This is a genomic window from Hymenobacter lapidiphilus (assembly GCF_003417065.2).
GTDB lineage: Bacteria > Bacteroidota > Bacteroidia > Cytophagales > Hymenobacteraceae > Hymenobacter.
The window spans coordinates 139,521-163,698 of the sequence record NZ_QVLT01000003.1; the positions used below are offsets into that span (position 1 = coordinate 139,521).

Annotated in this window: 28 protein-coding genes; 13 read left to right on the top strand and 15 right to left on the bottom strand. The window is 61.6% G+C overall.

The window, feature by feature from the left end; genetic code table 11:
• Window positions 1-89: 89 nt before the first annotated feature.
• The 4 genes from D0N36_RS02800 to D0N36_RS02815 form a co-directional block, all read right to left on the bottom strand.
• Window positions 90-302, bottom strand: coding sequence for a hypothetical protein (locus tag D0N36_RS02800; RefSeq protein ID WP_116939521.1), 213 nt, complete (start codon window positions 300-302; stop codon window positions 90-92).
• Between the two features lie 226 nt (window positions 303-528).
• Window positions 529-951, bottom strand: a complete 423-nt coding sequence (locus D0N36_RS02805; protein WP_116939522.1) for an STAS/SEC14 domain-containing protein — start codon at window positions 949-951, stop codon at window positions 529-531.
• Window positions 952-1,114: 163 nt separating this feature from the next.
• Window positions 1,115-1,477 (bottom strand): hypothetical protein, encoded by a 363-nt coding sequence (locus D0N36_RS02810; protein ID WP_116939523.1) that lies wholly within the window; start codon window positions 1,475-1,477, stop codon window positions 1,115-1,117.
• A gap of 120 nt (window positions 1,478-1,597) precedes the next feature.
• Window positions 1,598-2,098, bottom strand: a complete 501-nt coding sequence (locus D0N36_RS02815; protein WP_116939524.1) for a hypothetical protein — start codon at window positions 2,096-2,098, stop codon at window positions 1,598-1,600.
• A gap of 140 nt (window positions 2,099-2,238) precedes the next feature.
• Between D0N36_RS02815 and D0N36_RS02820 the strand changes: the two genes are divergently transcribed.
• Together D0N36_RS02820 and D0N36_RS02825 are read left to right on the top strand one after the other, a co-directional pair.
• Window positions 2,239-3,213 carry an NAD(P)H-quinone oxidoreductase gene (locus tag D0N36_RS02820; protein WP_116939596.1) on the top strand — a complete coding sequence of 325 codons (975 nt, stop codon included), beginning with the start codon at window positions 2,239-2,241 and terminating at the stop codon, window positions 3,211-3,213.
• A gap of 109 nt (window positions 3,214-3,322) precedes the next feature.
• Complete coding sequence (locus tag D0N36_RS02825; protein ID WP_242478778.1) at window positions 3,323-3,991, top strand: NAD(P)H-binding protein; 669 nt, start codon at window positions 3,323-3,325, stop codon at window positions 3,989-3,991.
• A 44-nt stretch (window positions 3,992-4,035) separates the two neighbouring features.
• Here D0N36_RS02825 and D0N36_RS02830 read toward each other — a convergent pair whose 3' ends face one another.
• Window positions 4,036-5,244 (bottom strand): lactonase family protein, encoded by a 1,209-nt coding sequence (locus D0N36_RS02830; protein ID WP_116939525.1) that lies wholly within the window; start codon window positions 5,242-5,244, stop codon window positions 4,036-4,038.
• Between the two features lie 185 nt (window positions 5,245-5,429).
• On the opposite strand from D0N36_RS02830, the gene ispG reads away from it, so the two are divergent.
• The 5 genes from ispG to D0N36_RS02855 are packed head-to-tail and all read left to right on the top strand — an operon-like array spanning window position 5,430 to window position 9,047.
• The gene (ispG, locus tag D0N36_RS02835; RefSeq protein ID WP_116939526.1) at window positions 5,430-7,487 is read left to right on the top strand and encodes a (E)-4-hydroxy-3-methylbut-2-enyl-diphosphate synthase; all 2,058 of its coding nucleotides are present in this window, start codon (window positions 5,430-5,432) and stop codon (window positions 7,485-7,487) included.
• A gap of 25 nt (window positions 7,488-7,512) precedes the next feature.
• Window positions 7,513-7,836: a hypothetical protein gene (locus tag D0N36_RS02840; RefSeq protein ID WP_116939527.1), complete on the top strand. Its 324-nt coding sequence runs from the start codon at window positions 7,513-7,515 to the stop codon at window positions 7,834-7,836.
• Between the two features lie 11 nt (window positions 7,837-7,847).
• On the top strand, window positions 7,848-8,066 hold the full coding sequence (locus tag D0N36_RS02845; protein WP_116939528.1) for a type II toxin-antitoxin system Phd/YefM family antitoxin: 219 nt from the start codon (window positions 7,848-7,850) through the stop codon (window positions 8,064-8,066).
• Window positions 8,063-8,329, top strand: coding sequence for a Txe/YoeB family addiction module toxin (locus D0N36_RS02850; RefSeq protein WP_116939529.1), 267 nt, complete (start codon window positions 8,063-8,065; stop codon window positions 8,327-8,329). The genes D0N36_RS02845 and D0N36_RS02850 overlap by 4 nt, the downstream gene beginning before the upstream one ends.
• Window positions 8,330-8,387: 58 nt before the next feature.
• Window positions 8,388-9,047, top strand: coding sequence for an NAD-dependent epimerase/dehydratase family protein (locus D0N36_RS02855; RefSeq protein WP_190242486.1), 660 nt, complete (start codon window positions 8,388-8,390; stop codon window positions 9,045-9,047).
• A 25-nt stretch (window positions 9,048-9,072) separates the two neighbouring features.
• Here D0N36_RS02855 and D0N36_RS02860 read toward each other — a convergent pair whose 3' ends face one another.
• Window positions 9,073-9,534 carry a nuclear transport factor 2 family protein gene (locus D0N36_RS02860; RefSeq protein ID WP_116939530.1) on the bottom strand — a complete coding sequence of 154 codons (462 nt, stop codon included), beginning with the start codon at window positions 9,532-9,534 and terminating at the stop codon, window positions 9,073-9,075.
• 140 nt (window positions 9,535-9,674) lie between these two features.
• Here D0N36_RS02860 and D0N36_RS02865 point away from each other — a divergent pair, with 140 nt between their 5' ends.
• The 3 genes from D0N36_RS02865 to D0N36_RS02875 all read left to right on the top strand — a co-directional run bounded on the left by D0N36_RS02865 (window position 9,675) and on the right by D0N36_RS02875 (window position 12,192).
• Window positions 9,675-11,444, top strand: coding sequence for an AMP-dependent synthetase/ligase (locus tag D0N36_RS02865; RefSeq protein WP_116939531.1), 1,770 nt, complete (start codon window positions 9,675-9,677; stop codon window positions 11,442-11,444).
• A 112-nt stretch (window positions 11,445-11,556) separates the two neighbouring features.
• A complete protein-coding gene (locus D0N36_RS02870) occupies window positions 11,557-11,730 on the top strand; it encodes a DUF6728 family protein (protein WP_190242487.1) in 174 nt (57 codons plus the stop codon).
• 111 nt (window positions 11,731-11,841) lie between these two features.
• Window positions 11,842-12,192, top strand: coding sequence for an MmcQ/YjbR family DNA-binding protein (locus tag D0N36_RS02875; protein ID WP_116939532.1), 351 nt, complete (start codon window positions 11,842-11,844; stop codon window positions 12,190-12,192).
• A gap of 284 nt (window positions 12,193-12,476) precedes the next feature.
• Here D0N36_RS02875 and D0N36_RS02880 read toward each other — a convergent pair whose 3' ends face one another.
• The 3 genes from D0N36_RS02880 to D0N36_RS02890 all read right to left on the bottom strand — a co-directional run bounded on the left by D0N36_RS02880 (window position 12,477) and on the right by D0N36_RS02890 (window position 16,972).
• The gene (locus D0N36_RS02880) at window positions 12,477-15,494 is read right to left on the bottom strand and encodes a leucine--tRNA ligase (RefSeq protein WP_116939533.1); all 3,018 of its coding nucleotides are present in this window, start codon (window positions 15,492-15,494) and stop codon (window positions 12,477-12,479) included.
• 203 nt (window positions 15,495-15,697) lie between these two features.
• On the bottom strand, window positions 15,698-16,378 hold the full coding sequence (locus tag D0N36_RS02885) for a spheroidene monooxygenase (protein ID WP_242478779.1): 681 nt from the start codon (window positions 16,376-16,378) through the stop codon (window positions 15,698-15,700).
• A gap of 78 nt (window positions 16,379-16,456) precedes the next feature.
• Window positions 16,457-16,972, bottom strand: a complete 516-nt coding sequence (locus D0N36_RS02890) for a pyridoxamine 5'-phosphate oxidase family protein (protein ID WP_116939535.1) — start codon at window positions 16,970-16,972, stop codon at window positions 16,457-16,459.
• 147 nt (window positions 16,973-17,119) lie between these two features.
• Here D0N36_RS02890 and D0N36_RS02895 point away from each other — a divergent pair, with 147 nt between their 5' ends.
• The gene (locus tag D0N36_RS02895) at window positions 17,120-17,746 is read left to right on the top strand and encodes an acyl carrier protein phosphodiesterase (protein ID WP_190242488.1); all 627 of its coding nucleotides are present in this window, start codon (window positions 17,120-17,122) and stop codon (window positions 17,744-17,746) included.
• A gap of 106 nt (window positions 17,747-17,852) precedes the next feature.
• Here D0N36_RS02895 and D0N36_RS02900 read toward each other — a convergent pair whose 3' ends face one another.
• The 4 genes from D0N36_RS02900 to D0N36_RS02915 are packed head-to-tail and all read right to left on the bottom strand — an operon-like array spanning window position 17,853 to window position 19,833.
• Window positions 17,853-18,263 (bottom strand): DUF6691 family protein, encoded by a 411-nt coding sequence (locus D0N36_RS02900; protein WP_116939537.1) that lies wholly within the window; start codon window positions 18,261-18,263, stop codon window positions 17,853-17,855.
• 2 nt (window positions 18,264-18,265) lie between these two features.
• A complete protein-coding gene (locus D0N36_RS02905) occupies window positions 18,266-18,826 on the bottom strand; it encodes a YeeE/YedE family protein (RefSeq protein ID WP_116939538.1) in 561 nt (186 codons plus the stop codon).
• A 19-nt stretch (window positions 18,827-18,845) separates the two neighbouring features.
• A complete protein-coding gene (locus D0N36_RS02910) occupies window positions 18,846-19,490 on the bottom strand; it encodes a class I SAM-dependent methyltransferase (protein WP_116939539.1) in 645 nt (214 codons plus the stop codon).
• Between the two features lie 4 nt (window positions 19,491-19,494).
• Window positions 19,495-19,833: a rhodanese-like domain-containing protein gene (locus D0N36_RS02915; protein ID WP_190242489.1), complete on the bottom strand. Its 339-nt coding sequence runs from the start codon at window positions 19,831-19,833 to the stop codon at window positions 19,495-19,497.
• Window positions 19,834-20,099: 266 nt separating this feature from the next.
• On the opposite strand from D0N36_RS02915, the gene D0N36_RS02920 reads away from it, so the two are divergent.
• Entirely contained in the window at window positions 20,100-20,435 is a 336-nt protein-coding gene (locus tag D0N36_RS02920) for a TlpA family protein disulfide reductase (RefSeq protein WP_410504150.1), read from the top strand.
• A 614-nt stretch (window positions 20,436-21,049) separates the two neighbouring features.
• Complete coding sequence (locus tag D0N36_RS02925) at window positions 21,050-22,495, top strand: dihydrolipoyl dehydrogenase family protein (RefSeq protein WP_116939541.1); 1,446 nt, start codon at window positions 21,050-21,052, stop codon at window positions 22,493-22,495.
• 8 nt (window positions 22,496-22,503) lie between these two features.
• Here D0N36_RS02925 and D0N36_RS02930 read toward each other — a convergent pair whose 3' ends face one another.
• Window positions 22,504-22,923: a peroxiredoxin-like family protein gene (locus tag D0N36_RS02930; protein ID WP_116939542.1), complete on the bottom strand. Its 420-nt coding sequence runs from the start codon at window positions 22,921-22,923 to the stop codon at window positions 22,504-22,506.
• Between the two features lie 172 nt (window positions 22,924-23,095).
• Window positions 23,096-23,875 (bottom strand): haloacid dehalogenase type II, encoded by a 780-nt coding sequence (locus tag D0N36_RS02935; RefSeq protein ID WP_242478780.1) that lies wholly within the window; start codon window positions 23,873-23,875, stop codon window positions 23,096-23,098.
• Window positions 23,876-24,178: the final 303 nt, after the last annotated feature.

Below are 24,178 nucleotides of genomic sequence, written 5' to 3' on the forward strand. Positions count from 1 at the left end.
ATGCGGCTTTTTTTGTGGGGTAGTAAAGGGTCTGGCCGGCGCGTACTGCGCTTTAAAAAGCGCTTTACCTGCTGATGGACGTTTACCGGCTACAGGTGTTCTTCCACCTCTTGGTAAGGAATGTTTGGCCGCTGGTTGATATCCTTGAAACGTAAGCCCAGCGAATTATTCGTCAACTCTATAATCGTGACTTGATTTTGGCCGAAGCGAAGCTGCCGGCTGTTGCGGATATAGCTGTGGCTGTCCCAGGAGTGACCGTCGCGGATGTAACGGAAGTGCAGCAAATCGGCTGTAATCGTCAAATAAAATCTTTTATCGGGCTAACTAATCCTTTTCAATAGTTGCCCATCAGCATCCTACTTAAGCCCCACGATGATATCTGTATTCCAGCGACCCAAAAACTCTGGCTCAGAAACGGGCTGAGGGGCGTATTTACCACAGGAACAGACGACGAGCAAGAGAACCAGAAGGCAGAGCAAGGGAATCTTAATAGGCGCAAAGTAAACTGGCGGAACTCTGCTATTTCGCCTACACCCCAACCTCCCGCTGGGCCTGCCGCAGCCACGCTTTGGCCTCGTCCATGTTGCCAAACATTTTCATTTCGAGCCGGCCGCCGATGCCCATGTGCATGGCCTCGGCCGAAATAGCCGCCAGCGCCTCGGGACTGACGATGTGAGCGAAGTGCGTGAGGCCCTGGGCTAGCGCACGCGGGGCCCAATCGGTCACAATCCACTCCACGGCATGGTCCCAGGGGCCGATAACCTCGCGGTTATCGTTGAGCAGGTAGGGGCAGGCGTGCGCACGCAGCGGGGCCAGGCAGGCATCGGCCCCGGCCACAATGCCGGCGTAGGTTTGGTAGCCCACCCAGTTGTTGTACACCCACTCGTTGGCCTGTTCGTAGGCAATAGTCAGGTATACTTTGCCGAAGCCGTTGGTAAGTTCTTGCATCATGGGGCGGGAAGTGGGACCACAGAGTGGGGCGAATCACTCAAAAATGCGGAAATAGTAGCAGCTTGCCAAATACTTCCCGCTACCCCTGCAGCTTAGGGGTTGATGCTTAGCCTGAAGTAATAAACGCAGCTTCGGCAGCCAGGGAAGGAGTCGTCTGGCCGTTTCAGGCAAATGGGACCAGGGCGGCCAGCAGGGTAGTGGTAATGCGGTGCCACTGCGGATAAGGCCAGCTGGTACCGGCAGCAGTACCCGCGTGGGCGATGTCGCGGCGGGCTGTGGCTACCCAGGCCAGCAGCACGGCGCGGGCCGGTAGCGGCTGGCCCGAGTGCAGCGCCCCGGGCCATTGGGCAGCGGGCCAGGAGTCGAGCAGGTACTCGGCCTGGTCGGCAATGCGGGCCAGGCGGGCAGGGGTATAAGGGTCGGCAGAGGGCAAATGCCGCGCAGTACGGTAGAGGTTGCGCAGGGCGGCGCAGGCGGGTGGAAGTAGAATAGTTTGGCCCATTTCCGGGGCAGTATCTTTTTTCATGTGGGCCAACGTACGGCCCGGTTTCAGGAGTTGGATTCCCTGCCAGGACTCGGAAAAGGTAAATAATAAATAAAATTCTTACCCGGAATTATTTGCCCTGCCGGCCGGTTTAAAGCCGGTTCAGGCCGAAAGCTTCGGGGGTAGCTCGTGGTCGTCGGGCAGGACTTCGACACTGCTGCCGTGGTCGGGTGCGAGGCGTTTCCAGGTGGTGGCCCGTAGCTCCTCAAGGCGCCGGAGCGTGTCCTGCACGGTGGCATGCTGGCCCACTTTTTCGAACAGGCCCGAACTGCGGCCGGCCTTCAGCAACTGCTCGACTACCAAGGGAAGAATCCAGCCAACCACATTGCTGGCCAGGGCGCCGCGCAGGCCCAGGCGCAGCAATAGGCCAGTAGCCATGCGTTCGAGCAGCAGCGCGCGGGCCACAGGCAGGGCTTTGCCCACCAGGAACTCGCGTACCAGCTCGCCGTTACCCTTTACAACTTCGGCCCGCAGCACGTCCTGCACCGCATCAAGGGCCGAGCGGGCCGCTTTTCGGAACAACAGGCCGGTTTGCCAGGCAGCCAGCCGGCCCGTTTGCCCGGCCGCACGCAGAAACGGAGGGAGATGGAGCGGATTTTTCATGGGGTGATTGGAAGAACGGCCGGCCGGGTGCGCAGTCAGGCTCAGAAAGCCCAACGGTACCCAAAGGCGCGGTTTCTGCGTAAAGTTCAGCTTACGCTTTGCCCGGCCCACGGTTGCCGGCCCTACTTTACTTTATTGCCATGAACGCCATTGTTATCAAACAGGCCGGCGAGCCCGAATGCCTGATGCTGCAAACCCGGCCCCGCCCCGAGCCCGGCCCCGGCCAGGTGCTGCTGCGGGTGGCCGCGGCGGGCGTCAACCGCCCCGATGTGCTGATGCGCCAGGGCAAATACGCCGGTGCCGATGATGTAGCCGGCCTCGTGCCGGGCCTCGAAGTGGCCGGCCACGTGGAAGAATGTGGTGCGGGCGTAACCCAATGGCAGCCCGGCGACGCCGTGTGCGCCCTGCTGGGCCAGGGCGGCTACGCCGAATACGCGGTGGTCGATGCCGGCCACTGCCTGCCCGTTCCGGCCGGCCTGAGCCTCATGGAAGCCGCCAGCCTGCCCGAAACGGCCTTTACCGTGTGGCATAACGTGTTTCAGCGCGGCGGGCTGCTGCCCGGCGAAACCCTGCTGGTGCACGGCGGCAGCAGCGGCATTGGGGTGCTGGCCGTGCAGCTGGCCCAGGCGTTGGGCAGCCGGGTGGCCGCCACGGCCGGCTCGGCCGAAAAGTGCGCCGCCGTGGCCCGCCTCGGAGCCGATACCGTCGTCAACTACAAAGAAGAGGACTTTGAAACCGTGGTGGCCGCCGCCGGCGGGGCCGACGTGATTCTGGACATGGTGGGCGGCGACTACACGCCTAAAAACCTGCGCCTGCTGCGCGATGATGGCCGGCTGGTGTTCATCAACGCCATGCAGGGGGCCAAAGCCGAATTCAATGCCCTCGACCTGATGCGCCGCCGCCTCACCATCACGGGCAGTACGCTGCGGCCCCGCTCGGCCGAATTCAAGGCGGCCCTGGCCCGGGAGGTCGAGCGCCACGTGTGGCCCATAGTGGCGGACGGCCGGCTACGCCCCGTTATCGAGCGGACCTTTCCGCTGGCCGAGGCCGCAGAAGCCCACCGGCTGATGGAAAGCAGCAGCCATATCGGTAAAATTGTGTTGTTGGTGCCGTAGGGCCACTTCCGAAACTTTTAACCAACAAAAGGCCCTTGCGGCCGTTGTGCTTACTGCCAGGCTACAGTTGAGCTTGGCCCGCCTCCTGTCTTTTAAATCATCAGTTTATATGGATACCGCACTTCTGATCGGTGCCACCGGCCTCGTGGGCGACTACCTGCTACGGCAGTTGCTGGCCGACGAGCAGTTCCGGCACATCAAAGTTTTCACCCGCCGGCCCACCGGCTACCAGAACCCGCGGCTGGAGGAGCATATCGTTGATTTCGACCAGCCCCGCACCTGGAATCATCTGCTGCAGGGCGACGTGCTGTTTTCGAGCCTCGGTACCACGCTGGCCCAGGCCGGCAGCCAGCAGGCCCAATACCAGGTCGATTACAGCTACCAGTATCAGGCAGCCCAGGCGGCGGCCGAAAACGGGGTAGCGGCCTATGTGCTGGTGTCTTCGACCGGGGCCGATACCGAGGCATTGCTGTTCTACAGCCGCATGAAGGGCGAGCTGGAGCGCGATATTAAACGGCTGCCGTTTCAGCGCATCCGCATCATTCAGCCCGGCGTTCTGGCTGGGTCGAGGGCCGAAACCCGGCCGGCCGAGAAAGTGGGCCTCTGGCTGGCTACGGCCGCCAGCGCTATGCCGCTCCTGCGCAGCTACCGTCCCATCCATGGCCGCACCGTGGCGCGCGCCATGCGCCTGGCCGCCCTCGATGAAACCCCCGGCGTACAGACCGATACGCTCGAAGAAGTGTTTACCCGAGCAGGAAAGGAGACCAAGAAAGATTGAGCCGGAACTGGCCTCCTGGCCTTGGATCATGCTTCCACAATCACTCAGCGTGCTATAAAATCGGGCACTATCTGCAGGGAAACCGGCTTGGGAACGGTGGCAGTATGGCCAGTTGCCGTGAGCAGGCCGGTTTGGGAATCGACGCGGAACGTGACGATGGAGTTGGAGTTCTGGTTGGCCACCAGCAGCAGGCGGCCGTCGGGGCTGAGGGCGAAGTTGCGGGGCATCTGGCCCTGGGTACTCACGGTTTGCAGCAGGGTCAAGCGGCCGGTTTCGGGGGCTACGCCAAACACGGCCAAGCTGTTGTGGCCGCGGTTGGAGCTGTACACGAACCGGCCGTTGGGCGCCACATGAATATCGGCGGCGGTGTTGGGCGCGGCGAAACCAGTCGGCAGCGCCGACAGCGTATTGACTTCGGCGAAGGTGCCGGCCGTGGCATCGTAGCGCAGGGCCGTAATGGTCGAGCTTAGCTCGTTGGCCAGGTAGGCCCAGCGGCCGTTGGGGTGGAAGGTGAGGTGGCGCGGCCCCGCGCCGGGTTGGGCCATAAAGGCGGGGGCAGCCAACGGTTGCAACTGGCCCTTTGCCGCGTCGAGCCGGTAGCCTACCACCTGGTCAATGCCCAAATCGACGGCGAAAGCAAACCGGCCGGCCGGGTCAGGCACGATGCAGTGGGCGTGCGGTTTTTCCTGCCGCTCCCGGTTCGGGCCGGAGCCCTGGTGCGCGGCGGTGGCCGCGGCTGGGCCCAGCTGCCCGTTGGGGGCCAGGGGCAGCAACGCCACGTTGCCGCCGGTGTAGTTGGCGACCAGCGCGGATTGGTTATCGGGGCTCAGGCTGAGGTAGCAGGGGGCGGCCCCGACCGAGGCTTGCCGCCCCAGGGCCGTAAGCTGGCCCGTTTGCTGATTAATGCCAAAGGCGCTGACGAAGCCGCTGACGAAGCCGCTGGCGGCTCCTTCGAACTGGCCCACCTCGTTGGCGGCGTACAGGTACTGGTGGCGGGAATCGAGGGCGAGAAACGACGGATTGGGCCCGGCTTTTTCGGCCCGCAAACGGGTTAGCGCCCCTGTGCCACTTATGCGGTAGAGGAAAATGCTTTCGGCCTCCGCCGCGGCATAGGTGCCCACATACATAAGGTAGTCGGGCCGGGAGCTGCCGGGCAGGCGGCCCGCGCCGCAGCCCGCCAGCAGCGGCAGGCCGGCCAGGGCTAGGGTAAGCAGGTGCAGGAAACTACGACGCGAAAAACCGGCAGGGCGCATAGGGAAAGCGGAAAAAGTACTGAACGGCGGTTAAGATAAGTATCCTGCTTCCATAAGGTTGGCAGCGGGGGCAGCGGCGGGTTTGCGCCGGCCGGCTTCCGCTGCTGGGGCTTGGCCGCTGCCCGGTAGCGCGTACCTTTGCCCTGCCGGCGCAACTTTCGCCCGCGGCCCCCGGTTTTCTTCCTATGAACAAGACGTATTGCCCCAGCCTGACCGAGTACAAGCGCCGCCTGAGCCGCGAGGTGAAGATTGGCGACCTGCCGATGGGCGGCCTGAACCCGATTCGGGTGCAAAGCATGACCACCGTGGACACCATGGACACGCTGGGCTCGGTGGAGCAGACCCTGCGCATGGTGGCGGCCGGCTGCGAGTACGTACGCATCACGGCCCCCAGCACCAAGGAGGCCCAGAACCTGCTCGAAATCAAGAAGGAACTGCGCAAGCGCGGCTGCACCGTGCCGTTGATTGCCGACATCCACTTCACGCCCAACGCCGCCGAGCTGGCTGCCCGCATCGTGGAGAAAGTGCGCGTGAATCCCGGCAACTACGCCGACAAGAAGAAATTCGACCTCATTGAGTACACTGATGCCAGCTACGCGGCCGAGGTGGACCGTATCCGCGAGCGGTTCCGGCCGCTGGTGCAGATTTGCAAGCAATACGGCACGGCCATGCGCATCGGCACCAACCACGGCTCTTTATCTGATAGAATATTAAGCCGCTACGGCGACACGCCGCTGGGCATGGTGGAGTCGGCGCTGGAGTTTCTGCGCCTCTGCGAGGAGGAAAACTACTACGACGTGGTGCTGAGTATGAAGGCCAGCAACACCCAAGTGATGGTGCAGGCCTACCGCCTGCTGGTGCAGAAGCTCGACTCCGAAGGCCTGCAGCCCTACCCGCTGCACCTGGGCGTAACCGAAGCCGGCGAGGCTGAAGACGGCCGCATCAAAAGCGCCGTGGGCATCGGCACGCTGCTCGAAGACGGCCTCGGCGACACCGTGCGGGTGTCGCTCACCGAAGCCCCCGAAGCCGAAGCCCCGGTGGCCCGCATGCTCATCAACCGCTACACTCACCGCGCCGAAGAGACAGATCCTATTTTAGCTATTAACTCTGATTCAGCTATTAGCTTAGAGCTGTTAGCTGATAGCTCTTCGTTGAGCGAAGCTAACAGCTCAGAATACAACCCCATCAATCCTTTCCAGTACCACCGCCGCGACACGCATGAGGTGGCCAATTTTGGGGGCCTGAACGTGCCGCGGGTGGTAACCGATTTGTCGCGGCTACCCCGGCTGGAGTATGCCGATCTGCGGGCCGCCGGGCACCTGTACTCGTCGTTTCTGGACAAGTTTCAGATGAGCGATTTGGGGGCTGACTATGTGTACACCGGCGAGCAGCCGGTGCCGTTTATGCTGCCCAACGGCCTGCGCGAAATCGTGACCCACACGGCCTGGATCGACGCCGGCCAGCGCGCCGACCATTACCCGCTGCTTACGCTCGATTCATACATGATCGATGCCCCGAAGCTGCACCCCGAGTTGAATTTTCTGATAGTAGACCGGGCCAGCCTCGATCGGGAACTGTTGACCCATTTGCGGCCGGAACGGCGAGTGGTGCTGGTGCTCGAAACCACCAACGCCCACGCCATGCCCGAAATGCGGCAGGCCTTTTTCGCCCTCATTGAAGCCGGCGTAACCTGCCCCGTATTGGTGCGCCGGATTTACCCCATGAGCAACCCCGCCCAGACCCAGCTCGACGCCGCTACCGACGTGGGTGGCCTGCTCATCGACGGCCTCGGCGACGGTATCTCGCTTTGTACCGACCTGCTGCCCATCAGCGACCAGGAGATGCTATTGCGCGACATCGACGGCCTAAACCAGCTCAGCTTCGGCATTCTGCAGGCGGCCCGCACCCGCATGAGCAAAACCGAATACATCAGCTGCCCCAGCTGCGGCCGCACCCTGTTCGATTTGCAGGAAACCACCGCCATGATTCGCCAGCGCACCGACCACCTCAAGGGCGTGAAAATCGGCATAATGGGCTGCATCGTGAACGGCCCCGGCGAAATGGCCGATGCCGACTACGGCTACGTGGGCGTGGGCAAGGGTAAAATAGCGCTCTACCGCGGCCAGGAAGTCATCAAGAAATCGGTGCCCGAAGCCCAGGCCGTCGACCAGCTGATTGACTTGATGCGCGAGGACGGCCGCTGGGTGGAAAAGGAGTTTCTGGAGCAGCCGGTAGCGGGGTAAAGGCTGTTTTTTAATCGTATGCACAATGAGGATTCAACTGTTTGCTGACTCCACTTATTTAGGTGATACACAAGCAAAAATAGTGGATGCCTCTATGGGGGTGATTGGCGGAAAGCTCAACCCATCTGCCGCTTACATTCTGCAGTTTCAGTATTTCTTCCGCCGGCACCTACAAGTGCCCGATTGGAAAGAACTCGAAACTTTAGGGTTACGGGCAGTTGGTGAATCAGGAGAGAGCATGGAAGCTCAGCTTGGTGTCTGCATCGAAGACCTGCCCGGTTTCGAAATAGAAGTAGCGATATGCGGAGTGAGGCATAAAATAATTGACATTATCTCTCAAAACCAGTAGATTATACATCTATGGAAATCACCTTCGAAGTACCCGCCGACCGTGCCGCATTTATGATGGAAATGCTGCGGAGCATGTCCTTTGTGAGTAACCCGCGCCCCAGCAACCCGGCTGCTGCCGATACTACGGCTTACCTACTGGCCTCGCCTGCCAATGCCGAGCGGTTGCGGCAGGCTTATGAGCAGTTTGATGCGGGCCAGCGCGTCGAGTTCAGCCTGCCTACCGAATGACGTACGCGCTGGCTTTTGTGCCGCTGGCCTGGGAAGACTACCAGCATTGGCAGCAAACCGATAAGGCCATTCTAAAGCGGCTTCATATTCTGCTGAAAGAACTCCAGCGTACCCCGCTCACGGGCACCGGCAAACCAGAATTGCTAAAACACGACCGGGCGGGCACTTGGTCGCGGCGGATTACTGATGAGCATCGGTTGGTGTATCGGGTAGAGGGAGAGGCTGTGTGGATATTGCAGTGCCGGTACCATTACGCGAAATGAAAGGCATTATTAGAAAAAACTCTGGCTCCTGATGGCTCCCTATCCATCTGCTCACCCCATGAAACTACGCGTAATTATCACCGGGGCGACGGGCATGGTAGGCGAGGGCGTGCTGCACGAATGCCTGCTCAGCCCTGATGTGGAGCAGGTGCTGTCCATCAGCCGCCGGCCCAGCGGGCAGACGCATGCGAAGCTGCGGGAAATCCTGGTGGCCGACTTTTTCGACCTTACGGCCGTGGCCGACCAGCTGGCGGGCTACAACGCCTGCTTCTTCTGCCTCGGCGTGTCGTCGGTGGGGCTGAAGGAGCCCGAGTACCGCCGCCTCACTTACGAGCTGGCGCTGCACTTCGTCCGCACCCTGCTCGCCCGCAACGGCCCCGACCTCACGTTCTGCTACGTGTCGGGCGCGGGCACTGATAGTGAGAGCCGGCAGATGTGGGCGCGGGTGAAGGGCGCAACCGAAAACGAGCTGCTGGCCCTGGGTTTTCGGGCGGCGCATATGTTTCGGCCGGGCTTTCTGCGGCCCACGCCGGGCCTGCAGAATACGCTGGGCTACTACCGTTACATCAGCTGGCTGTATCCGGTAATGAGTCGGCTGGCACCACGCTATTTCGGAACGCTGGCCGGGCTGGGCCAAGCCATGCTGCGGGTGGCGCAGGGCGGCTACCCACGGCCGGTGCTCGAAGCGCCCGATATGGTGGCGGCGGCCAACGGGTAACGGCCCAAGTTGCGGCCGGCCCGTGCTACTTACACTTCTCCTTGCGGCGCGTGTCGATGACGTGGGCGATGCGCCAGCCGTCGGCCAGTTTCACCAGCTGAAACGAGTTGTAGCCGCAGTGGCTGAAGGTGCTGCCCAGGTAGAACTCGTAGGGCGTCCAGACGCTGGCCAGATTGGCGTCGATGAGCACTTTCTCGAACGTTATGCGCTCATCCCACACCTGCGGATGCGGCGTGCCTACGGCCTTCACAAACCCCGACGGATTTTCGGGGCGTAGCTGGGTCTGGCCGTTTTTGGTGACGAGGGTATGGAAAACCGCCCCCGGGGCCAGCGTGGCGCGCACGGCGGTGCTGTCGCCGCGGCGCATGCCATCGAAGAACCGACGGACGGTTTGCTGCACGGCCTCCGTTTCGGCGTTTGGCTGGGTTTGGGCGAAGGCGGCCGGCGCGCTCAGCAGCAGCAACGGCAACAGCAGCAGGGGTTTCATAGGCGGAGCAACGGCGCGGATAAGGGTCGTTAAAGCGAATGTAGTTTGATAATAATAGGGTCTGGCACCATTGCCACCGCGGAGCGGGCTATTTTTGACTGACTGTCGCGGTTCCGGCAGCTTACCCCGCCCTGTTTTCTATGACGTTTTCCCGCACCTTCGATTTGCTGGCCCACTTGGCCGAAACCACTCCGCAGGCCGACTGCCTGGTAGAAAAGCGCGACGGCCGCTGGCAGCCCCGTAGCGCCCAACAGGTGCAGCAAAGCAGTGACCAACTCAGCCTGGGCCTGCGGAAGCTGGGAGTAGGAGCCGGCGACAAAGTGGCTATCATCTGCGCCAACCGGCCCGAGTGGGTGGTGGCCGATATGGCCATTGCCCAGCTCGGGGCCGTGAGCGTGCCGATGTACCCGACCATCACCGTCGACGACTACCGCCATATTTTCCAGGATGCCGGCGTGCGCGTGGTGCTGGTGCAGGATGCGCCGCTGCTCGACAAAGTGCGGGAGGCCATTGCTGGGCTCGAAACCGGCCCCGAGCACATCTTCACCTTCGACCCCACGCCCGGCGCCCCCTCATATGCCGACCTGTTGGCCCAGGGTGCCGCCGCCGACCCGGCCGAGCTGGTACCGCTCAAAGCCGCCGTGCAGCCCGACGATTTGCTCACGCTCATCTACACTTCGGGCACCACCGGCCGGCCCAAGGGCGTCATGCTCAGCCACCGCAACATCCTGTTCAACTGCGAGAACCTGCTGAGCTATCTGCCCCTGGCGCCGGGCGGTAAAACGCTCAGCTTTCTGCCCCTGAGCCATATTTTCGAGCGCACCGCCACGTTTCTGTACCTGCAGCTGGGCTTCAGCATCTACTACGCCGAGAGTGTGGCCCTCATTGCCGACAATCTGCGCGAGGTGCAGCCTCAGGCCTTCACGACGGTGCCGCGCCTGCTCGAAAAGATATTCGACAAGATTGTAGCCACCGGCCAGCAGCTGACCGGTACCAAACGCAAGCTCTTCGACTGGGCCCTGGAGTTGGGGCTACGCTACGACACCCAGCAGGACCAGGGCTGGTGGTACAACACGCAGCTGGCACTGGCTAACAAGCTCGTGTTCAGCAAGTGGCGGGCGGCCCTGGGCGGCGAGGTGCGCTTTATTATCTGCGGCGGCGCGGCCCTGCAGCCGCGGCTGGCACGGGTGTTCTGGGCGGCCGGCATCCGGGTGATGGAGGGCTACGGCATGACCGAAACCTCGCCCGTAATTGCCGCCAGCCGGCCCGAGCCGGAGAACAACCTGATTGGGGCCGTGGGGCCGGTGCTGCCGAATGTGGAGGTGAAAATTGCGGCCGACGGCGAAATCCTGACCCGCTCGCCCTCCGTGATGCGCGGTTACTACAACCGCCCCGACCTCACGGCCGAGGTGCTCGACGCCGACGGCTGGCTGCACACCGGCGACATTGGCGAACTGGTGCGGGGCAAGTTCCTCAAAATAACGGACCGCAAAAAGGAGATGTTCAAGAACGCCAACGGCAAGTACGTGGCCCCGCAGCCCCTGGAATCGAAGCTGTCGGAGTCGCCGCTGGTGGAACAGGTGATGGTGGTGGGCGAGGGCGAGAAATTCACGGCCGCGCTGCTGGTGCCGGCCTTTGCCGAGCTACGCACCTGGGCCGCCGGCCAGGGCCTGCCCGCCGGGCTGTCGGACGAAGCGCTGGCGGGCCACGAGCGGGTGCAGCAGCGCTACGACCAGCTGTTGCAGGACGCTAACGCCACATTTGCCCAGTGGGAACAGATAAAGAAAGTGGCGCTGCTGGCCACGCCCTGGAGCGTGGAATCGGGTGAACTGACGCCCACGCTCAAGTTGAAGCGCAAGATTATCCGCGAGAATAACGTGGCGGGCCTTGAACAGCTCTACCGCGGGTAGGACCATAAAATACTCCGCAACCTGGGCCAGAATAAGGCATTATTCTGGCCCGCCGGAAAATCTTTTTTTGGTGGCAGATGTTATAATACTGAACCTGCTATATCTTCATCCCATGCGCAAAGACTTGTTCAACCTCGGCCCCGTGTTCGGTTATTTCTTCCGCAAGAATGACCCCAATCGGCCTTCCAATTTCAATCTGCGGACCATGCACTTCATCAATAAGCTGAGCATGTCGATATTTCTGGTGGGGCTTCTAGTACTGCTTTACCGCTGGTTCCTCCGCTAGGCCGGAACCAGCATCGGCAACCAAAGCCACCAGTTGGTATATTTAAGCCGCCTGCCATCCTTCGCACTGCTTGGGGTAGCAGGCGGTTTGCTTTCCTGACGCTGCCCGCCCATGCACATCGAAGACTTCCGCGACTACTGCCTGCTGAAGCCCGGCGTTACAGAGCAAACGCCCTTCGGCCCCGATACGCTGGTGTTCAAAGTCGGCAGCAAGATTTTCGCCCTTACTGACCTCAACATTTTCGGCAGCATCAACCTCAAGTGCGACCCCGAGCGGGCCATGGAATTGCGCGAGCAGCACGAGTACGTACGGCCCGGCTACCATATGAACAAGAAGCACTGGAACACGGTGCTCATCGGCACCGGCATCCCCAGTGTGCAACTCCGCGAGCTAATTGACCACTCCTATGATTTGGTGCGCGCCTCCCTGCCCCGGGCAGTGCGGGAAGGAATAGAGGGGTAAAATAGAACGTCATTTAGAGCGAAGCGAAGAATATCGCGGGCTGAAGTAATCCTGTCGTAGGAAATTACTTCGGCACGCGAGATTCTTCGCTTCGCTCTGAATGACGGTCTTTTCTGAGCCCTAAAAAAACCTGAGTTGTGGAGGTCGGTGTAGGGGCGGGGCTTGCCCCCGCCCGCCGTTAGAACAACGTGTTGAACGGCAGATACAGGCCCGCTACGCGTCGTTATGGCGGCGGGCGGGGGCAAGCCCCGCCCCTACACCGACCTCCCCACTTGGGTTAAAAGCTACACCACGATATTTACCATTCGGCCGGGTACAACGATGACCTTTTTGGCTGGTTTGCCTTCAGCGAAGCGCACTAAGATATCGGTGGCGCGCACGGCGGCCTCGATTTCGGCGGCGGTGGCGGTGGCCGGGAACTGCAGCTGCTCGCGCACCTTACCGTTGATGGCCACCGGGTAGTTCACTACGTCCTCGACCAGAAATTCCTCGCGGAACTCAGGGTAGGGGGCCGTGCTAATGGAACCGGCCGCGTGGCCCAGCTCCGACCATAGCTCCTCGGCCAAGTGGGGCGCGTAGGGGGAAAGCAGCACCACCAGCGGCTCCAGAATGGCCCGCTTGTGGCAATCCAGGGCCGTCAGCTCGTTCACGGTAATCATCAGGGCGCTGACGGTGGTGTTGAACGAGAACCGCTCGATGTCTTCCTCCACCTTGCGGATGGCCTTATGTAAGGCCTTTAGCTCGGCGGGTGCGGCCGGTTCGTCGGTTACGGCGAAAGCGCCATCCTGGGGGTGGTAGAGGCGCCAGAGCTTCTTGAGGAAGCCCGCCACGCCGCTCATGCCATTGGTATTCCAGGGCTTGAACTGTTCCAGCGGCCCCAGGAACATCTCGTACATCCGCAACGCATCGGCCCCGTAGCGCTCAATCAACGTGTCGGGGTTCACCACGTTGTACTTCGACTTCGACATCTTCTCGACCTCCACGCCGCAGACGTAGGTGCCGTTTTCTTCGAGGATGAATTCAGCATCGGCATATTCTTCGCGCCAGTTACGGAAGGCTTCGATGTCGAGTGCTTCATTTTCCACAATGTTGACGTCGACATGAAGAGGAGTTACATAGTCATTTATATTATTTGTTTTCTTAGAATCTAGTAGATCGACATATACAGAGTAGCCCGTCATTTTGGACAGCTTCTCAGAAACTGACTGCATCGCACTTTTCAAACGAGGGTCGTTCAGGTCTTTTATTGATTCCTTAAATGATTGCGAAATAAAAATTGACGGAGTTGAGTATGCTTTTGCAGATTCATCTGAACTTGAAACCCTTCCTGAATCGGCCAAACGATACACGAAGTTCGAACGGCCCAATATCATCCCCTGATTAATCAGTTTCTGGAAGGGCTCGGGGGCGGTTACCAGGCCCCGGTCTTTGAGGAACAGGTGCCAGAAGCGGGAGTAGAGCAGGTGGCCGGTGGCGTGTTCGGCCCCGCCGAGGTAGAGGTCCACGTTTTGCCAGTAGGCTTCGGCTTCCTCGCCCACGAACCGGTCCGCGTTGTGCGGGTCCATGTAGCGGAGGTAGTACCAGCTGGAGCCGGCCCAGCCGGGCATGGTGCTCAGCTCGTAATCGTACTGGCCCTTGTACTTCCAGTTGGTGGCGCGGGCCAGGGGCGGCTCGCCGGTTTCGGTGGGCTTGTACTCGTCGATTTCGGGCAGCACCAGCGGCAGGTCGGCTTCGGCCACGCCGTAGGCTACCCCGTCCTTGTAATAAATCGGGATGGGCTCGCCCCAGTAGCGCTGGCGGCCGAAAATGGCGTCGCGGATACGGAAAGTGGTTTTCGGCTCGCCTACGCGGTTGGCCCGCAGGCGTAGGCGCAGCTCTTCCACTGCCTCATCGTAGGTCAGGCCCGTGATGAAGCCCGAGTTGATGTAGCGGCCTTCCTTGGTGGGGTCGGCCTGCTGGTCGAGGTGCTGCTGGCCATCCAGAATCTGGCGGATGGGCAGGTTGAAATGGGTGGCGAACAGCCAGTCGCGCTGGTCGCCGCTGGGCACGCCCATTACGGCACCCGTGCCGTAGCCGGCCAGCACGTAGTCGGCGGTCCAGACGGGTACAAACTCCAGTGTGAACGGGTTCTGCACGTAAAAACCGGTCGGCGCGCCGCTCACGATTTTCACGTCGGTCTGCCGCTCGCGCTCCGAGCGGTTGGTAGCCGTTTTCACGTAGGTCTGCAGTTCCGATAATGTCTGCGAGGCCTCGGGCGAGTAATCGGCCTGAGCCGCGGCCCGCTCGCCCATGGCCAGGGTCAGGTCAAGTTCGGGGGCCAGCACCAGGAAAGTCGCGCCGAAAATCGTGTCCACGCGGGTCGTGAATACTTCGATTTCCTCGGGCTGGGGCTTCATGTCGCCGTCGGAAGTGCGCAGGTACACCGGGAAGCGTACGCTGGCGCCGATGCTCTTGCCAATCCAGTTGCGCTGCATCTCCTTCACGGCATCGGGCCAGTCGAGCTGGTCGAGGCCGCGCAGCAGGCGGTCGGCGTAGGCGGTGATGCGCAGGTTCCACTGGGGCATCAGCCGGCGCTCGACGGGGAAACCGCCGCGCTCCGAGAGGCCGTCCTTCACCTCATCGTTGCTGAGCACCGTGCCCAAACCGGGGCACCAGTTCACATAAGTGTCCTGCTGATAGGCCAGCCGGTAGGGGTGTACGGCCTGCAGGCGCTGCTTTTCGGTGAAGCCCTGCCACTGCCCGGCCGTGAACTCGTGGCGCTCGGCCTCATCACCGGCCGCCCGGATGTTGGCGCTGCCGTTGTTGGCAAACTTGTCGAGCAGCGTCTTCAGCGGCTCGGCGCGGTCGGTTTCGAGGTTGTACCAGCTGTTGAACAGCTGCAGGAAAATCCACTGCGTCCACTTGTAGTACTGGGGGTCGGAGGTGCGGATTTCGCGGCTCCAATCGTAGCTGAACCCCAGGGCCGAGAGCTGGCGAATGTAGGTGCTGATGTTCTGCTCGGTGGTCAGGGCCGGGTGCTGGCCGGTCTGGATGGCATACTGCTCGGCGGGCAGGCCAAACGAGTCGAAGCCCATCGGGTGCAGCACGTTGAAGCCGCGCAGCCGCTTGTAGCGGGCTACGATATCGGAGGCAATGTAGCCCAGCGGGTGGCCCACGTGCAGCCCCGCCCCGCTGGGGTAGGGGAACATATCGAGCACGTAGTATTTGGGCTTTTCGGAAGCGTTATCGGCCTTGAAGGTCTGGTGGTCTTTCCAGAAGTCTTGCCACTTCTTCTCAATATCCTGGGGATGGTAGCCGGGCATGGTTGACGGAGCTGTTAGCTGATAGCCGTCAGCTAATAGCTTTCGGGCTGTAGGTTAGAGGCGTTTAAGCGGGCGAAATTACGCAAAATTCGTCCTTAGCTGGTTTCACGCAGGGTCTCGGGGTGGGTGACGCAGGGTTTCGCAGTGTCGTTCAACGGCCACTGCGAGACCCTGCGTCACCCACCCCGAGACACTGCGTGAAATTATAGCTGCCCGTCCCACGCGCCCTTGGTGCTCAGCACCCGAAACCGGGCGAACATTTCCTCCGAATACCAGTCTTCCTGCCGCGTCAGGCGAATAACCTCTTTGTGCTTTTCGTTGCGGTAGGCGTAATCCTGCATGGCGCGGGCCGAGTCCCAGAGGCTGACGGTGGCCTGGCGCACAATGGGCAGCTCGCCCAGCCCGATAGCGGCCCGCACACCCGGCGCATCGGCAATGGTGGCACTCACTGGGGCCACGTAGCGCCAGAAACGGGGCGTCTTCAGCAGCCGGATAGACGCCCGCGTAAGTACCAGCACCGGCGCATCAGCATCAGCCGTTTCGGTGGCGTAGTCAAACGGGTTCACCCCATCCCAGAGGCCGTGGGCCTTAATGGGGGTCAGGTGAGCCGTCCAGATGTCGGTGGTGCGCTGGCGGAACTGCTGCCAGAGCGGGTGCCGGCCAAAGAACTCCGCGGCCGCGGCTTCCGACTCCCAGACGGCCATAAAGCCGTAGCGGCGCAGGTTGGGCAGGGCCCCGAAGCCATTGGTGGCCCCGCTGCCCAGCAGCTTGGCAAACCGCAGACCCGCCACCCGCCGCAGGCCCCACGGGGCCGTGCCCATCTGGGAAAACCCCCAACGGCGCTGGTTGGGCTGGAGGGTGATAATAGATAAAGTGGTAAGCAAGGGAGTGAGGTCTGGAGAGAAAGCAACAAAAAAGGGCCGGAATTGCTTCCGGCCCTTCTGCAATCAGCCAAATATAGGCTACTTGACTTCTACTTTAGCATGTTCGTTCACGTCGTCGGAGTCGCTCTTCTCGCCCGTGGCTACGGCCCGCACGTAGGCGTAGGCGCGGCTGAGCAGGCCGCTGGGCGAATCCCAGTACTCGCCCTTTTCAATCTCCACTTTCAGAATCATAATGTTAGGGTCCTCTTTGCCCTCAGGGAACCAGGCCTTCATGTCCTCGCTCCACAGCTCATTGATTTTGGCCTGGTCGCGGTAGGCATTGCAGCGGCCCGAAACCGACACATACACGTTGTCGTCGGGGTTGCCGTAGCTCAAACCTACGTGGCTATCCTTTTTCACCTCGTATACCTTGGCCGAATCCTTATCGGTCAGGAAGAGCAGGGAGTTGTCGGCCTCGGGCTTCTGGGTGGCCATCGGGCGGCTACGCAACGATTTGTCGTCGTCGGAGGTAGTCGTCATCATGCAGATATTGATGTCCTTGATTTTTTCGAGCAGCGTCTTAACGTCGTTGGTTACGGGCGTTTTATTAGCCATGATAATGCAGGTTTGGGTTGGGTTAAATGATAGGAGCAAAGCGCCCTGGCCAAGGCCGGAGGCGCGGAAGTAAATACGGCCCGCCTATGGTTGGGGTTGGCTATGCGGTCCGCATTGCCCGTATTATACCAACCTTACCCGCACTTCATGAACTTTCTGGCCCACCTGCTACTCTCCGGCTCGCCCGCCGCCACCCCCCACTACGACGATATAGTAGTGGGCAACTTCGCGGCCGAAGCCGTGCGGGGCCGGGCCGGGCTGCTGGCCTACCCCGAGCCAGTGCAGCGCGGCATCCGCCTGCACCGCTTCATCGACTCGTTTACTGACACCCACCCCGTTGTGCGCCGCACCACGGCTCGCCTGCGCGAAGCCGGTCTGGGCAAGTGGGCCGGCGTAGTGGCCGACATGGGCTACGACCACCTGCTGGCCCGCGACTTCACCCACCACCACCCCGCCGAGCCGCTACCCGATTTCGCCCAGCGCCAATACGCGCTACTGCACGCCCGCCGCCACGAAATACCGGAGCGCCTCCAGCCCCTGCTGCACCACATGCGCCAGGGCGACTGGCTCAGCGGCTACGCCCACCCCACAGGCTTAGAACAGGCGCTGCAGGGCCTCAGCCGCCGCGTGCCCGCCGGGGCCATAATGGCCACCGGCGCCGCCGCCTTCCTGGCCGAGCTGCCTGCCTACGAGGCCGATTTCGCGGAGTTCTGGCCGCAGTTGCGGATGGGGGTGGAGGGTAGCATCACTGAGTTTCTAAAAGAAGTGGGCTGAGGAAGCTCCGCTGTTTTTGGCGGGCAAATCGGGAGGGAAAGCAGTGGTTTAAGGTGCTGGCCTCGGATGCAATGAATCACCCTAAAAACCGTGCGCCGCCAACTGCCTACATCGGTAGCTTCTCGCGCAGGGCACTGTAGGTCCAGGTGCCGGCCAGAGCGGCCAGAATCATTACAGCGGCGGCGGCTACACCGCTGCCGAGCTGGGCAAACAGGGGGCCGGGGCAGGCGCCGGTCAGGGCCCAGCCCAGTCCGAAAATAATGCCCCCGATCCAGGTGCCGTGGGTGTACTTTTTATCAGCAAGCACGATTTCCTCACCGTTGATGGTTTTGAGGCGGTTGCGCTTGATCAGCTGGATGGAAACCAGGCCCACCACAATGGCCGAGCCGATAACGCCATACATATGTAAGGCCTGGAAGCGGAACATTTCCTGAATCCGGAACCAGCTGATGACTTCGCTTTTGGTGAGAATAATGCCGAACAGCACGCCCAGCGCCAGGTATTTGATGTTTTTCATCGTTAAAAAAGCAAGGGGTAAATCACCCAGGTTAGCAGCAGGCCTCCCGCAAAAAAGCCGATAACGGCCACCAGCGACACCCATTGCAGGTTGGAGAGGCCCGAAATGGCGTGGCCCGAGGTGCAGCCGCCGGCGTAGCGTGTGCCGAAGCCCACCAGAAAGCCGCCCAGTACCATAAATACCCAGCCCTTCCAGTTGGCCAGATTCTCCAGGGCAAACAGCTCTTTGGGCAGCAGGCCCGAGAAGTCAGTCAGCCCCATCTGGGTCTTCAGGTCGCGCACGGTTTCAGCCGAAATGGCGATGGTGTCGGGGTGGCCCATCACCTGGTAGCCAATAAAGCCGCCGATGCCAATGCCGAGCACAAACCACAGATTCCAGCTTTCCTTGCGCCAATCGTAGGTGAGGAAGGGAATGCCGGCCGGTAGGCAGGCAGCGCACACGTGGCGCAGCGAGGAGCTGATGCCCAAGGCTTTATTGCCGATGAGCAGCAGCGCCGGCACCGTGAGGCCGATAAGCGGGCCGGCCACGTACCAGGCCCAGGATTGTTGCAGAAGATCAGTCATGAAAACGAGCTACAGAGAACTACGCCGCGGCCGGCTGCTGCTGGCGGCGGAATGAGCAGAACAGGAAGTTCTGGCTGGTTTGAAAGGGGGTGAGGTGGTCTTCGGTGCGGCAACGCAGTTTCGTGAAGCCCTGCTGCAGCTGTTGCGTGAGGCTGGCCTCATCATACTGCTGCACGGGCAGCCCGCTGCAGGCCGTGGGGCCATCGGTGGAGAAAGTGCCCATGGTGAGGTAGCCCTGCGGTGCCACAGCCTGCCGGGCCAGGGCCAGGTAGTGCGCCATATCAGAAGCGGTGGTTAGGAAATGAAACGCGGCCCGGTCGTGCCAAAGGGCGTACTGCTGCGGCGGAATGAAGCCGCGGATATCGGCCTCTATCCACCTTACCCGGTCGGCGGCGGGGCCCAGGCGCTGGCGGGCGCGGGCCAGCGCCGCCCCCGAAATGTCGAGCACCGTCAGGTTCTCATAGCCCTCGGCCAGCAAAAAATCCACCAGCCGACTATCCCCCCCGCCAATATCAATGATGGGAGCTTGGCTGGGTAGTTCGAAGGCGTGGATGAACTCCAGCGAGGTCTGGGGTACTTCTTCTGTCCAGCTCACCTCGTGGGGCTGGCGGGTTTCGTACACGGTTTCCCAGTGTTGTTTTGGGCCAGATGCGGGCTTTTTCATGGCTTTAGCGCACCAGCGGTTCAGACCAGTCGAGCACGCCGCCGAGCATATTATGCACGTTCGCAAATCCGGCTTTGCTGAGCTGCCCGGCTGCCGTGGCCGAGCGGGCACCGCTGCGGCAGTATACGTACACCGGGGCATCTTTGTCGAGGGCGGCGGCGCGCTGCGTGAAGTCAGGCGCCGTCACTTCCAGGTTCAGGGCGTTGGGCAGGTGGCCGCCGGCAAACTCGTCGGGGCGTCGCACATCCAGCAGCACCGCGCCGGGCTGGCGCAACCCCTGCGCAAACTGCGCGGGGGTCAGGTTCTGATAAGCGGGAGCAGCGGATTTCAGGAAATCAAACATGAGAAGTTTAAAAAAGGAAAGAGGAAATGACCGGGGCCGTATGCCCGCTAGTCGCCGGCTTAAAGCACTCGTGCCTAAGCAAATGCACATTGCGCCTGAAGCAACGCTTCGCTAATTAGAACGAAAGCTGACAGCTAGCGGCTAATGGCTCATTACTTAATAGACTGAAACGACTTCACAGCCTCGCCTAAATCGAAAACGGGCGTGTTTCCCAGCACCGGGGCCACAATGCTGCTGCCCGCAGCCGAGCGGTAGCCGCCGGCGCAATGCACCACCACCGGCTTGCCAGCTGGTGCCCGCCCTGCGTGGCCGAGATGCCGGGCATTCAGGCACTCTACAAAAAAATGGATCCTGAAAAGGTGGCCTTCGTGATGATTTCGCTGGATGAGAATCCGGCCAGGGCCCGGGCCATGCTTAAGCGCAAGGGCTACACGTTCCCGGTGTATTTCCCTGCCGGCCCGCTGGTTCCGCCTTTCAATTCCAACTCCATTCCCTCCACCGTAATTCTGGGCCCCAACGGCGAGGTAGCCGCTCGCCACGACGGCATGGCCGACTACGACACGCCCGAGTTTAAAGCGGCCCTGGAGCAGCTGGCGCGCTAGTCCGGCTTGCTGGTATATACTCCCTCATGCGGGCGCCAGCCATAGTGGCTGCGCTTTCCGTTTATGCCCTTGCGTCTAATTTCCCGCACCGGCTACTGCGCGCCGGGCTACCCGTTGGCGAAAATTGTGCTGCGCACTGGCCGGGGTAATAAAGGCCCTGGAGCCTGTCCGCCACTGCCCGTGTGCCGTATGCACAGTAGTAAACGGTCACCATTAGTACCACCGCCCCATGAACAAGCTGCTGCGTCTTATTGCCTCCCCGGCCGCCGAATTGCCCGCGCCGCCATTGGCGCTTCGCTGGTTGCTGCGGGCCTGATCCGGGGCCGCAATGGATTGCCGCTGACGGTGGCCGGCCTGCTGCCGCTGTCGATGGGGGTTTTCGACTGGTGCTTGCTGGCGCCTCTAAAAGGGCTGCCTTTCAATGGGCCGCAACTTCGCGCTATACTGGGGCCCGAAAGCAGTGCGGTTGCCGGGTAAGCTCGGCTGCTCAAAACCAATCAATTGCCAGCCCACTTTATCTCGGGTCCGAAACACCGGCTCACTTCCAACCGAGGTTGCCAAAGCGCGCGAACCACCCTGGCGTGCGGCTTATTGTCCCGACTCTCAAAACTTCTATGACCGATAACGCTGCTGATTTTGACCTGATTGTACTTGGCGCCGGTTCGGCCGGGCTGGGCCTGAGCTTGTTTATGGCCCGCATCAAGCTGCGCGTGCTGCTCATCGACCTCACGGCCGAGGATGTGGGCGGCGACTGTCTCAACCACGGCTGCGTGCCCAGCAAGGCCCTTATTCATGCTTCGCGGCAGGTGCATCAGGCCCGGCAGGCCACCCAGTTTGGCCTGCAGGTGAGCGGTGCGGCCGATATGGGCAAGGTGATGGACTACGTGCAAAGCCGGCAGGACATCATCCGGCACCACGAAACTCCCGAGTACCTGCGTGGGCTGGGCATTACCGTCGAAATTGGCCGGCCCCGGTTTGTGGGCGAGCACGCCGTGGAAGTAAACGGCCACACCTACACCAGCCGCAAGCTGGTGGTGGCCACCGGCTCGCGGCCGGCGCAGCTGCAGGTGCCCGGCGCCGACCAGGTAAACCTCTACGACAACCAGCGCGTGTGGGACCTGCGCGAGCTGCCCAAACGCCTGCTGGTGGTGGGCGGCGGCCCCAACGGCGTGGAGCTAGGCCAGGCCATGCAGCGCCTGGGCTCACAGGTAACTATCGTGCACCACGGGGCCGCCATCCTCGAAAAGGAAGACCCCGCCATCCGGGCCGTGCTGGCCGAGCGGCTGCGGGCCGAGGGGCTGACTATCCATCTGGAGGCCGAAGTGGAGGCTTTCACCTCGGCTTCCCAGGCCCAGATCAAGCCCAAATCGGGGGACTCGTTTGCGGTGGATTTCGACGTGGTGTATGTGGCCATTGGGCGGCACGTGAGCTTTGAGGGGCTACAGCTGGAAAAGGCCGGCGTGGAGGTGGACGAGAAGGGTCACATCAGACTCGATGAGCATCTGCAGACCAGCAACCCCGATATTTTCGTGGCCGGCGATGCGGCCAACTCGCTCAAGTTCAGCCACGGAGCCGAGCTGCACGTGCGTCTGCTGCTGTTCAACTTCTTCTCGCCCATTAAGAAGAAGCTGAGCTACGACCATTTTTCGTGGGTCACCTTTACCGACCCCGAGGTGGCGCACTTCGGCCTCGACGCTGCCGAGCTCGACCAGCGCGGCACGGCCTACGAGCGGTGGGAAACCAGCTTCGCCGACGACGACCGGGCGGTGGTGGACAGCTACCGCGACGGCCACCTGCTGCTCTTTATTGAGAAGAATGCCTTGCCGCTGCCCGGCCGCAAGCGCCGCATTCTGGGCGGGGCCATGGTGGCCCCCGGCGCGGGCGAGCTGATTCAGGAGTTGATTCTGGCCAATACCAGCGGGTTAGGCATCAGCGAAATTTTCGACAAGGTGTACCCGTACCCGGTGGCGTCCCGCATCAACCAGAAGCTCATCGTCGACCACCAAGACGTGTCGCCACTGCTGCAAACGGCGCTGGATGTGGCGTTTAAGCTGCAATAACGTCCCGGCTACAGCGCGGCGGCTATCCGGCGCACCGACACGCGCTGCTTGTAGTCGGGGTTGAAGTAAGTGAACTTGATGCGGCCGTCGCGGCCGATGACGTAGGTGGCCGGCACGGGCAGCACGTCGTCGGTGGAGGCGTTGGCTTTCTGCAAATCCACGCCAAAACCTTTGTATTTGAGCACGGTGACCGGGTCGACGGTGAAGGCCGTGTTGTAGGCTTTCATAATGACGAAGCCCTGGTCGTGCACGATGGGGAAGGCCGCTTTGGTCTTCTCCACGGTCTTGCCGATGTTCTCCTGGGTTTCGGGCGTTACGACCACTACCTGGGCGCCTTTGGCCGCAAGCAGCTGCAGCGAATCCTGGAGCTGGCTGAGCTGCTTGCTGCAGTAGTGGCACCACTGGCCGCGGTAGAAGTAGAGGACCACCGGCCCTTTTTCAGCAGCTGCTTCAGCTCCACGGGCCGGCCGGCAGCATCTGTTCCTTTAAAATCCGGGGCTACGGTGCCCACGGCCAGCGGCGTGGCCGGCCAGCGGCAACGCAGAAAAAAGCAGGGCTGTAACGGCTAGTCGGTAGTGCATCATGGCCGCAAGGTAGTGGCTACGCCCTGGTCTTCAGTTGAAAAGCCACCGGGCTGCCCGGATACAGCTGACGTATCGGGCAGTCCGGCGGCTTTGGGGTGTGAGCAGTTGCTGGTTTAGCCGATAAGCTGGCGGGCAACATCGAGTAAAGTGAGGCCGGTGAGGGTGGGCGCGGGGGCAGCGGGTACACCTGCTGGCCCGGACGGGAGATAAACGCGGCCTGTAGGCCCGCCAGCTGCGCGCCGGCCGTGTCCCAGCCGTGGGCGGCCACCAGCATAGTTTGGGCGGGCGCCACTTTCAGCTGCTGGCAGGTGCTGTGGTAGGTGTCGGGGTGAGGCTTGTAGCGCCGGAGCGTATCGATGCTGAGCAGCTGCTCGAAAAAGCTGGTGAGGCCCGCGTAAGCCATCTGCTTCTGCACCGTGGCGTCGGGCGAATTGGTGAGCGTGACCATGCGGAAGCCCGCCTGTTGCAGCGCCGTGAGGCCGGGAATAATGTCAGGGTGCGGGGGCAGCTCGGTGATGAGCGTGAGGATTTCCTTCTTGCGGGCCGCCGGGCGCGCCGGTTGGCCCAAGGCCTGCGCCAGCATGTCGAGGGCCGCGTCGCCAATCTGCCCAAAGTTGTGGTAGTTGCCGGTTACGGTATCGACCAGTGAGTACTGCAATAGCAGCGCAAACCACTGCTTAAAGGCCGTTTCAGACTTGAATTCCTGATTGATGGCCCGCTGCAGCTTGCTCAGGTCGAGCAGGGTTTCGTTAACGTCGAAAATCAGCAGTTGGGGGCGGTTGGGTGCAGCAGTCATAGCGAACAGGGAAAGGGGCAGGGCTGCGGCGGCAGTGGCCAAGGCGGGGGAAGGTAAATAGTGAGCCATTAGCTTTTAGCTCACCCAAGTTGCGGAGGCGCTGTAGGGGCGGGGCTTAGCTTCGCTGTCCTTCGGTTGCCCCCGCCCGCCGTCAGAAGGAGGCGTTGAACAGCTGTTTTGAGGCCCCGAAATGCCCGTGCTAACGGCGGGCGGGGGCAAGCCTCTACGTAGTGCTGACAGAGTCACTCCGCAACTTGGATGAGCTATCAGCTTTCGTTCTGTTTTACAGCATTCTACCTCGAA

Bases quoted from the DNA above. Each gene is read 5' to 3' on its own strand.
- D0N36_RS02900 (WP_116939537.1), bottom strand. From the start codon at position 18,263: ATGAAAAACATCAAATACCTGGCGCTGGGCGTGCTGTTCGGCATTATT.
- D0N36_RS02815 (WP_116939524.1), bottom strand. From the start codon at position 2,098: ATGAAAAATCCGCTCCATCTCCCTCCGTTTCTGCGTGCGGCCGGGCAA.
- D0N36_RS02810 (WP_116939523.1), bottom strand. From the start codon at position 1,477: ATGAAAAAAGATACTGCCCCGGAAATGGGCCAAACTATTCTACTTCCA.
- D0N36_RS02865 (WP_116939531.1), top strand. From the start codon at position 9,675: ATGACGTTTTCCCGCACCTTCGATTTGCTGGCCCACTTGGCCGAAACC.
- D0N36_RS02895 (WP_190242488.1), top strand. From the start codon at position 17,120: ATGAACTTTCTGGCCCACCTGCTACTCTCCGGCTCGCCCGCCGCCACC.
- D0N36_RS02860 (WP_116939530.1), bottom strand. From the start codon at position 9,534: ATGAAACCCCTGCTGCTGTTGCCGTTGCTGCTGCTGAGCGCGCCGGCC.
- D0N36_RS02875 (WP_116939532.1), top strand. From the start codon at position 11,842: ATGCACATCGAAGACTTCCGCGACTACTGCCTGCTGAAGCCCGGCGTT.
- D0N36_RS02805 (WP_116939522.1), bottom strand. From the start codon at position 951: ATGATGCAAGAACTTACCAACGGCTTCGGCAAAGTATACCTGACTATT.
- D0N36_RS02915 (WP_190242489.1), bottom strand. From the start codon at position 19,833: ATGTTTGATTTCCTGAAATCCGCTGCTCCCGCTTATCAGAACCTGACC.
- D0N36_RS02920 (WP_410504150.1), top strand. From the start codon at position 20,100: ATGCACCACCACCGGCTTGCCAGCTGGTGCCCGCCCTGCGTGGCCGAG.
- D0N36_RS02880 (WP_116939533.1), bottom strand. From the start codon at position 15,494: ATGCCCGGCTACCATCCCCAGGATATTGAGAAGAAGTGGCAAGACTTC.
- D0N36_RS02840 (WP_116939527.1), top strand. From the start codon at position 7,513: ATGAGGATTCAACTGTTTGCTGACTCCACTTATTTAGGTGATACACAA.
- D0N36_RS02890 (WP_116939535.1), bottom strand. From the start codon at position 16,972: ATGGCTAATAAAACGCCCGTAACCAACGACGTTAAGACGCTGCTCGAA.
- D0N36_RS02855 (WP_190242486.1), top strand. From the start codon at position 8,388: ATGAAACTACGCGTAATTATCACCGGGGCGACGGGCATGGTAGGCGAG.
- D0N36_RS02850 (WP_116939529.1), top strand. From the start codon at position 8,063: ATGACGTACGCGCTGGCTTTTGTGCCGCTGGCCTGGGAAGACTACCAG.
- D0N36_RS02925 (WP_116939541.1), top strand. From the start codon at position 21,050: ATGACCGATAACGCTGCTGATTTTGACCTGATTGTACTTGGCGCCGGT.
- D0N36_RS02910 (WP_116939539.1), bottom strand. From the start codon at position 19,490: ATGAAAAAGCCCGCATCTGGCCCAAAACAACACTGGGAAACCGTGTAC.
- D0N36_RS02935 (WP_242478780.1), bottom strand. From the start codon at position 23,875: ATGACTGCTGCACCCAACCGCCCCCAACTGCTGATTTTCGACGTTAAC.
- D0N36_RS02830 (WP_116939525.1), bottom strand. From the start codon at position 5,244: ATGCGCCCTGCCGGTTTTTCGCGTCGTAGTTTCCTGCACCTGCTTACC.
- ispG (WP_116939526.1), top strand. From the start codon at position 5,430: ATGAACAAGACGTATTGCCCCAGCCTGACCGAGTACAAGCGCCGCCTG.
- D0N36_RS02905 (WP_116939538.1), bottom strand. From the start codon at position 18,826: ATGACTGATCTTCTGCAACAATCCTGGGCCTGGTACGTGGCCGGCCCG.
- D0N36_RS02825 (WP_242478778.1), top strand. From the start codon at position 3,323: ATGGATACCGCACTTCTGATCGGTGCCACCGGCCTCGTGGGCGACTAC.
- D0N36_RS02870 (WP_190242487.1), top strand. From the start codon at position 11,557: ATGCGCAAAGACTTGTTCAACCTCGGCCCCGTGTTCGGTTATTTCTTC.
- D0N36_RS02845 (WP_116939528.1), top strand. From the start codon at position 7,848: ATGGAAATCACCTTCGAAGTACCCGCCGACCGTGCCGCATTTATGATG.
- D0N36_RS02820 (WP_116939596.1), top strand. From the start codon at position 2,239: ATGAACGCCATTGTTATCAAACAGGCCGGCGAGCCCGAATGCCTGATG.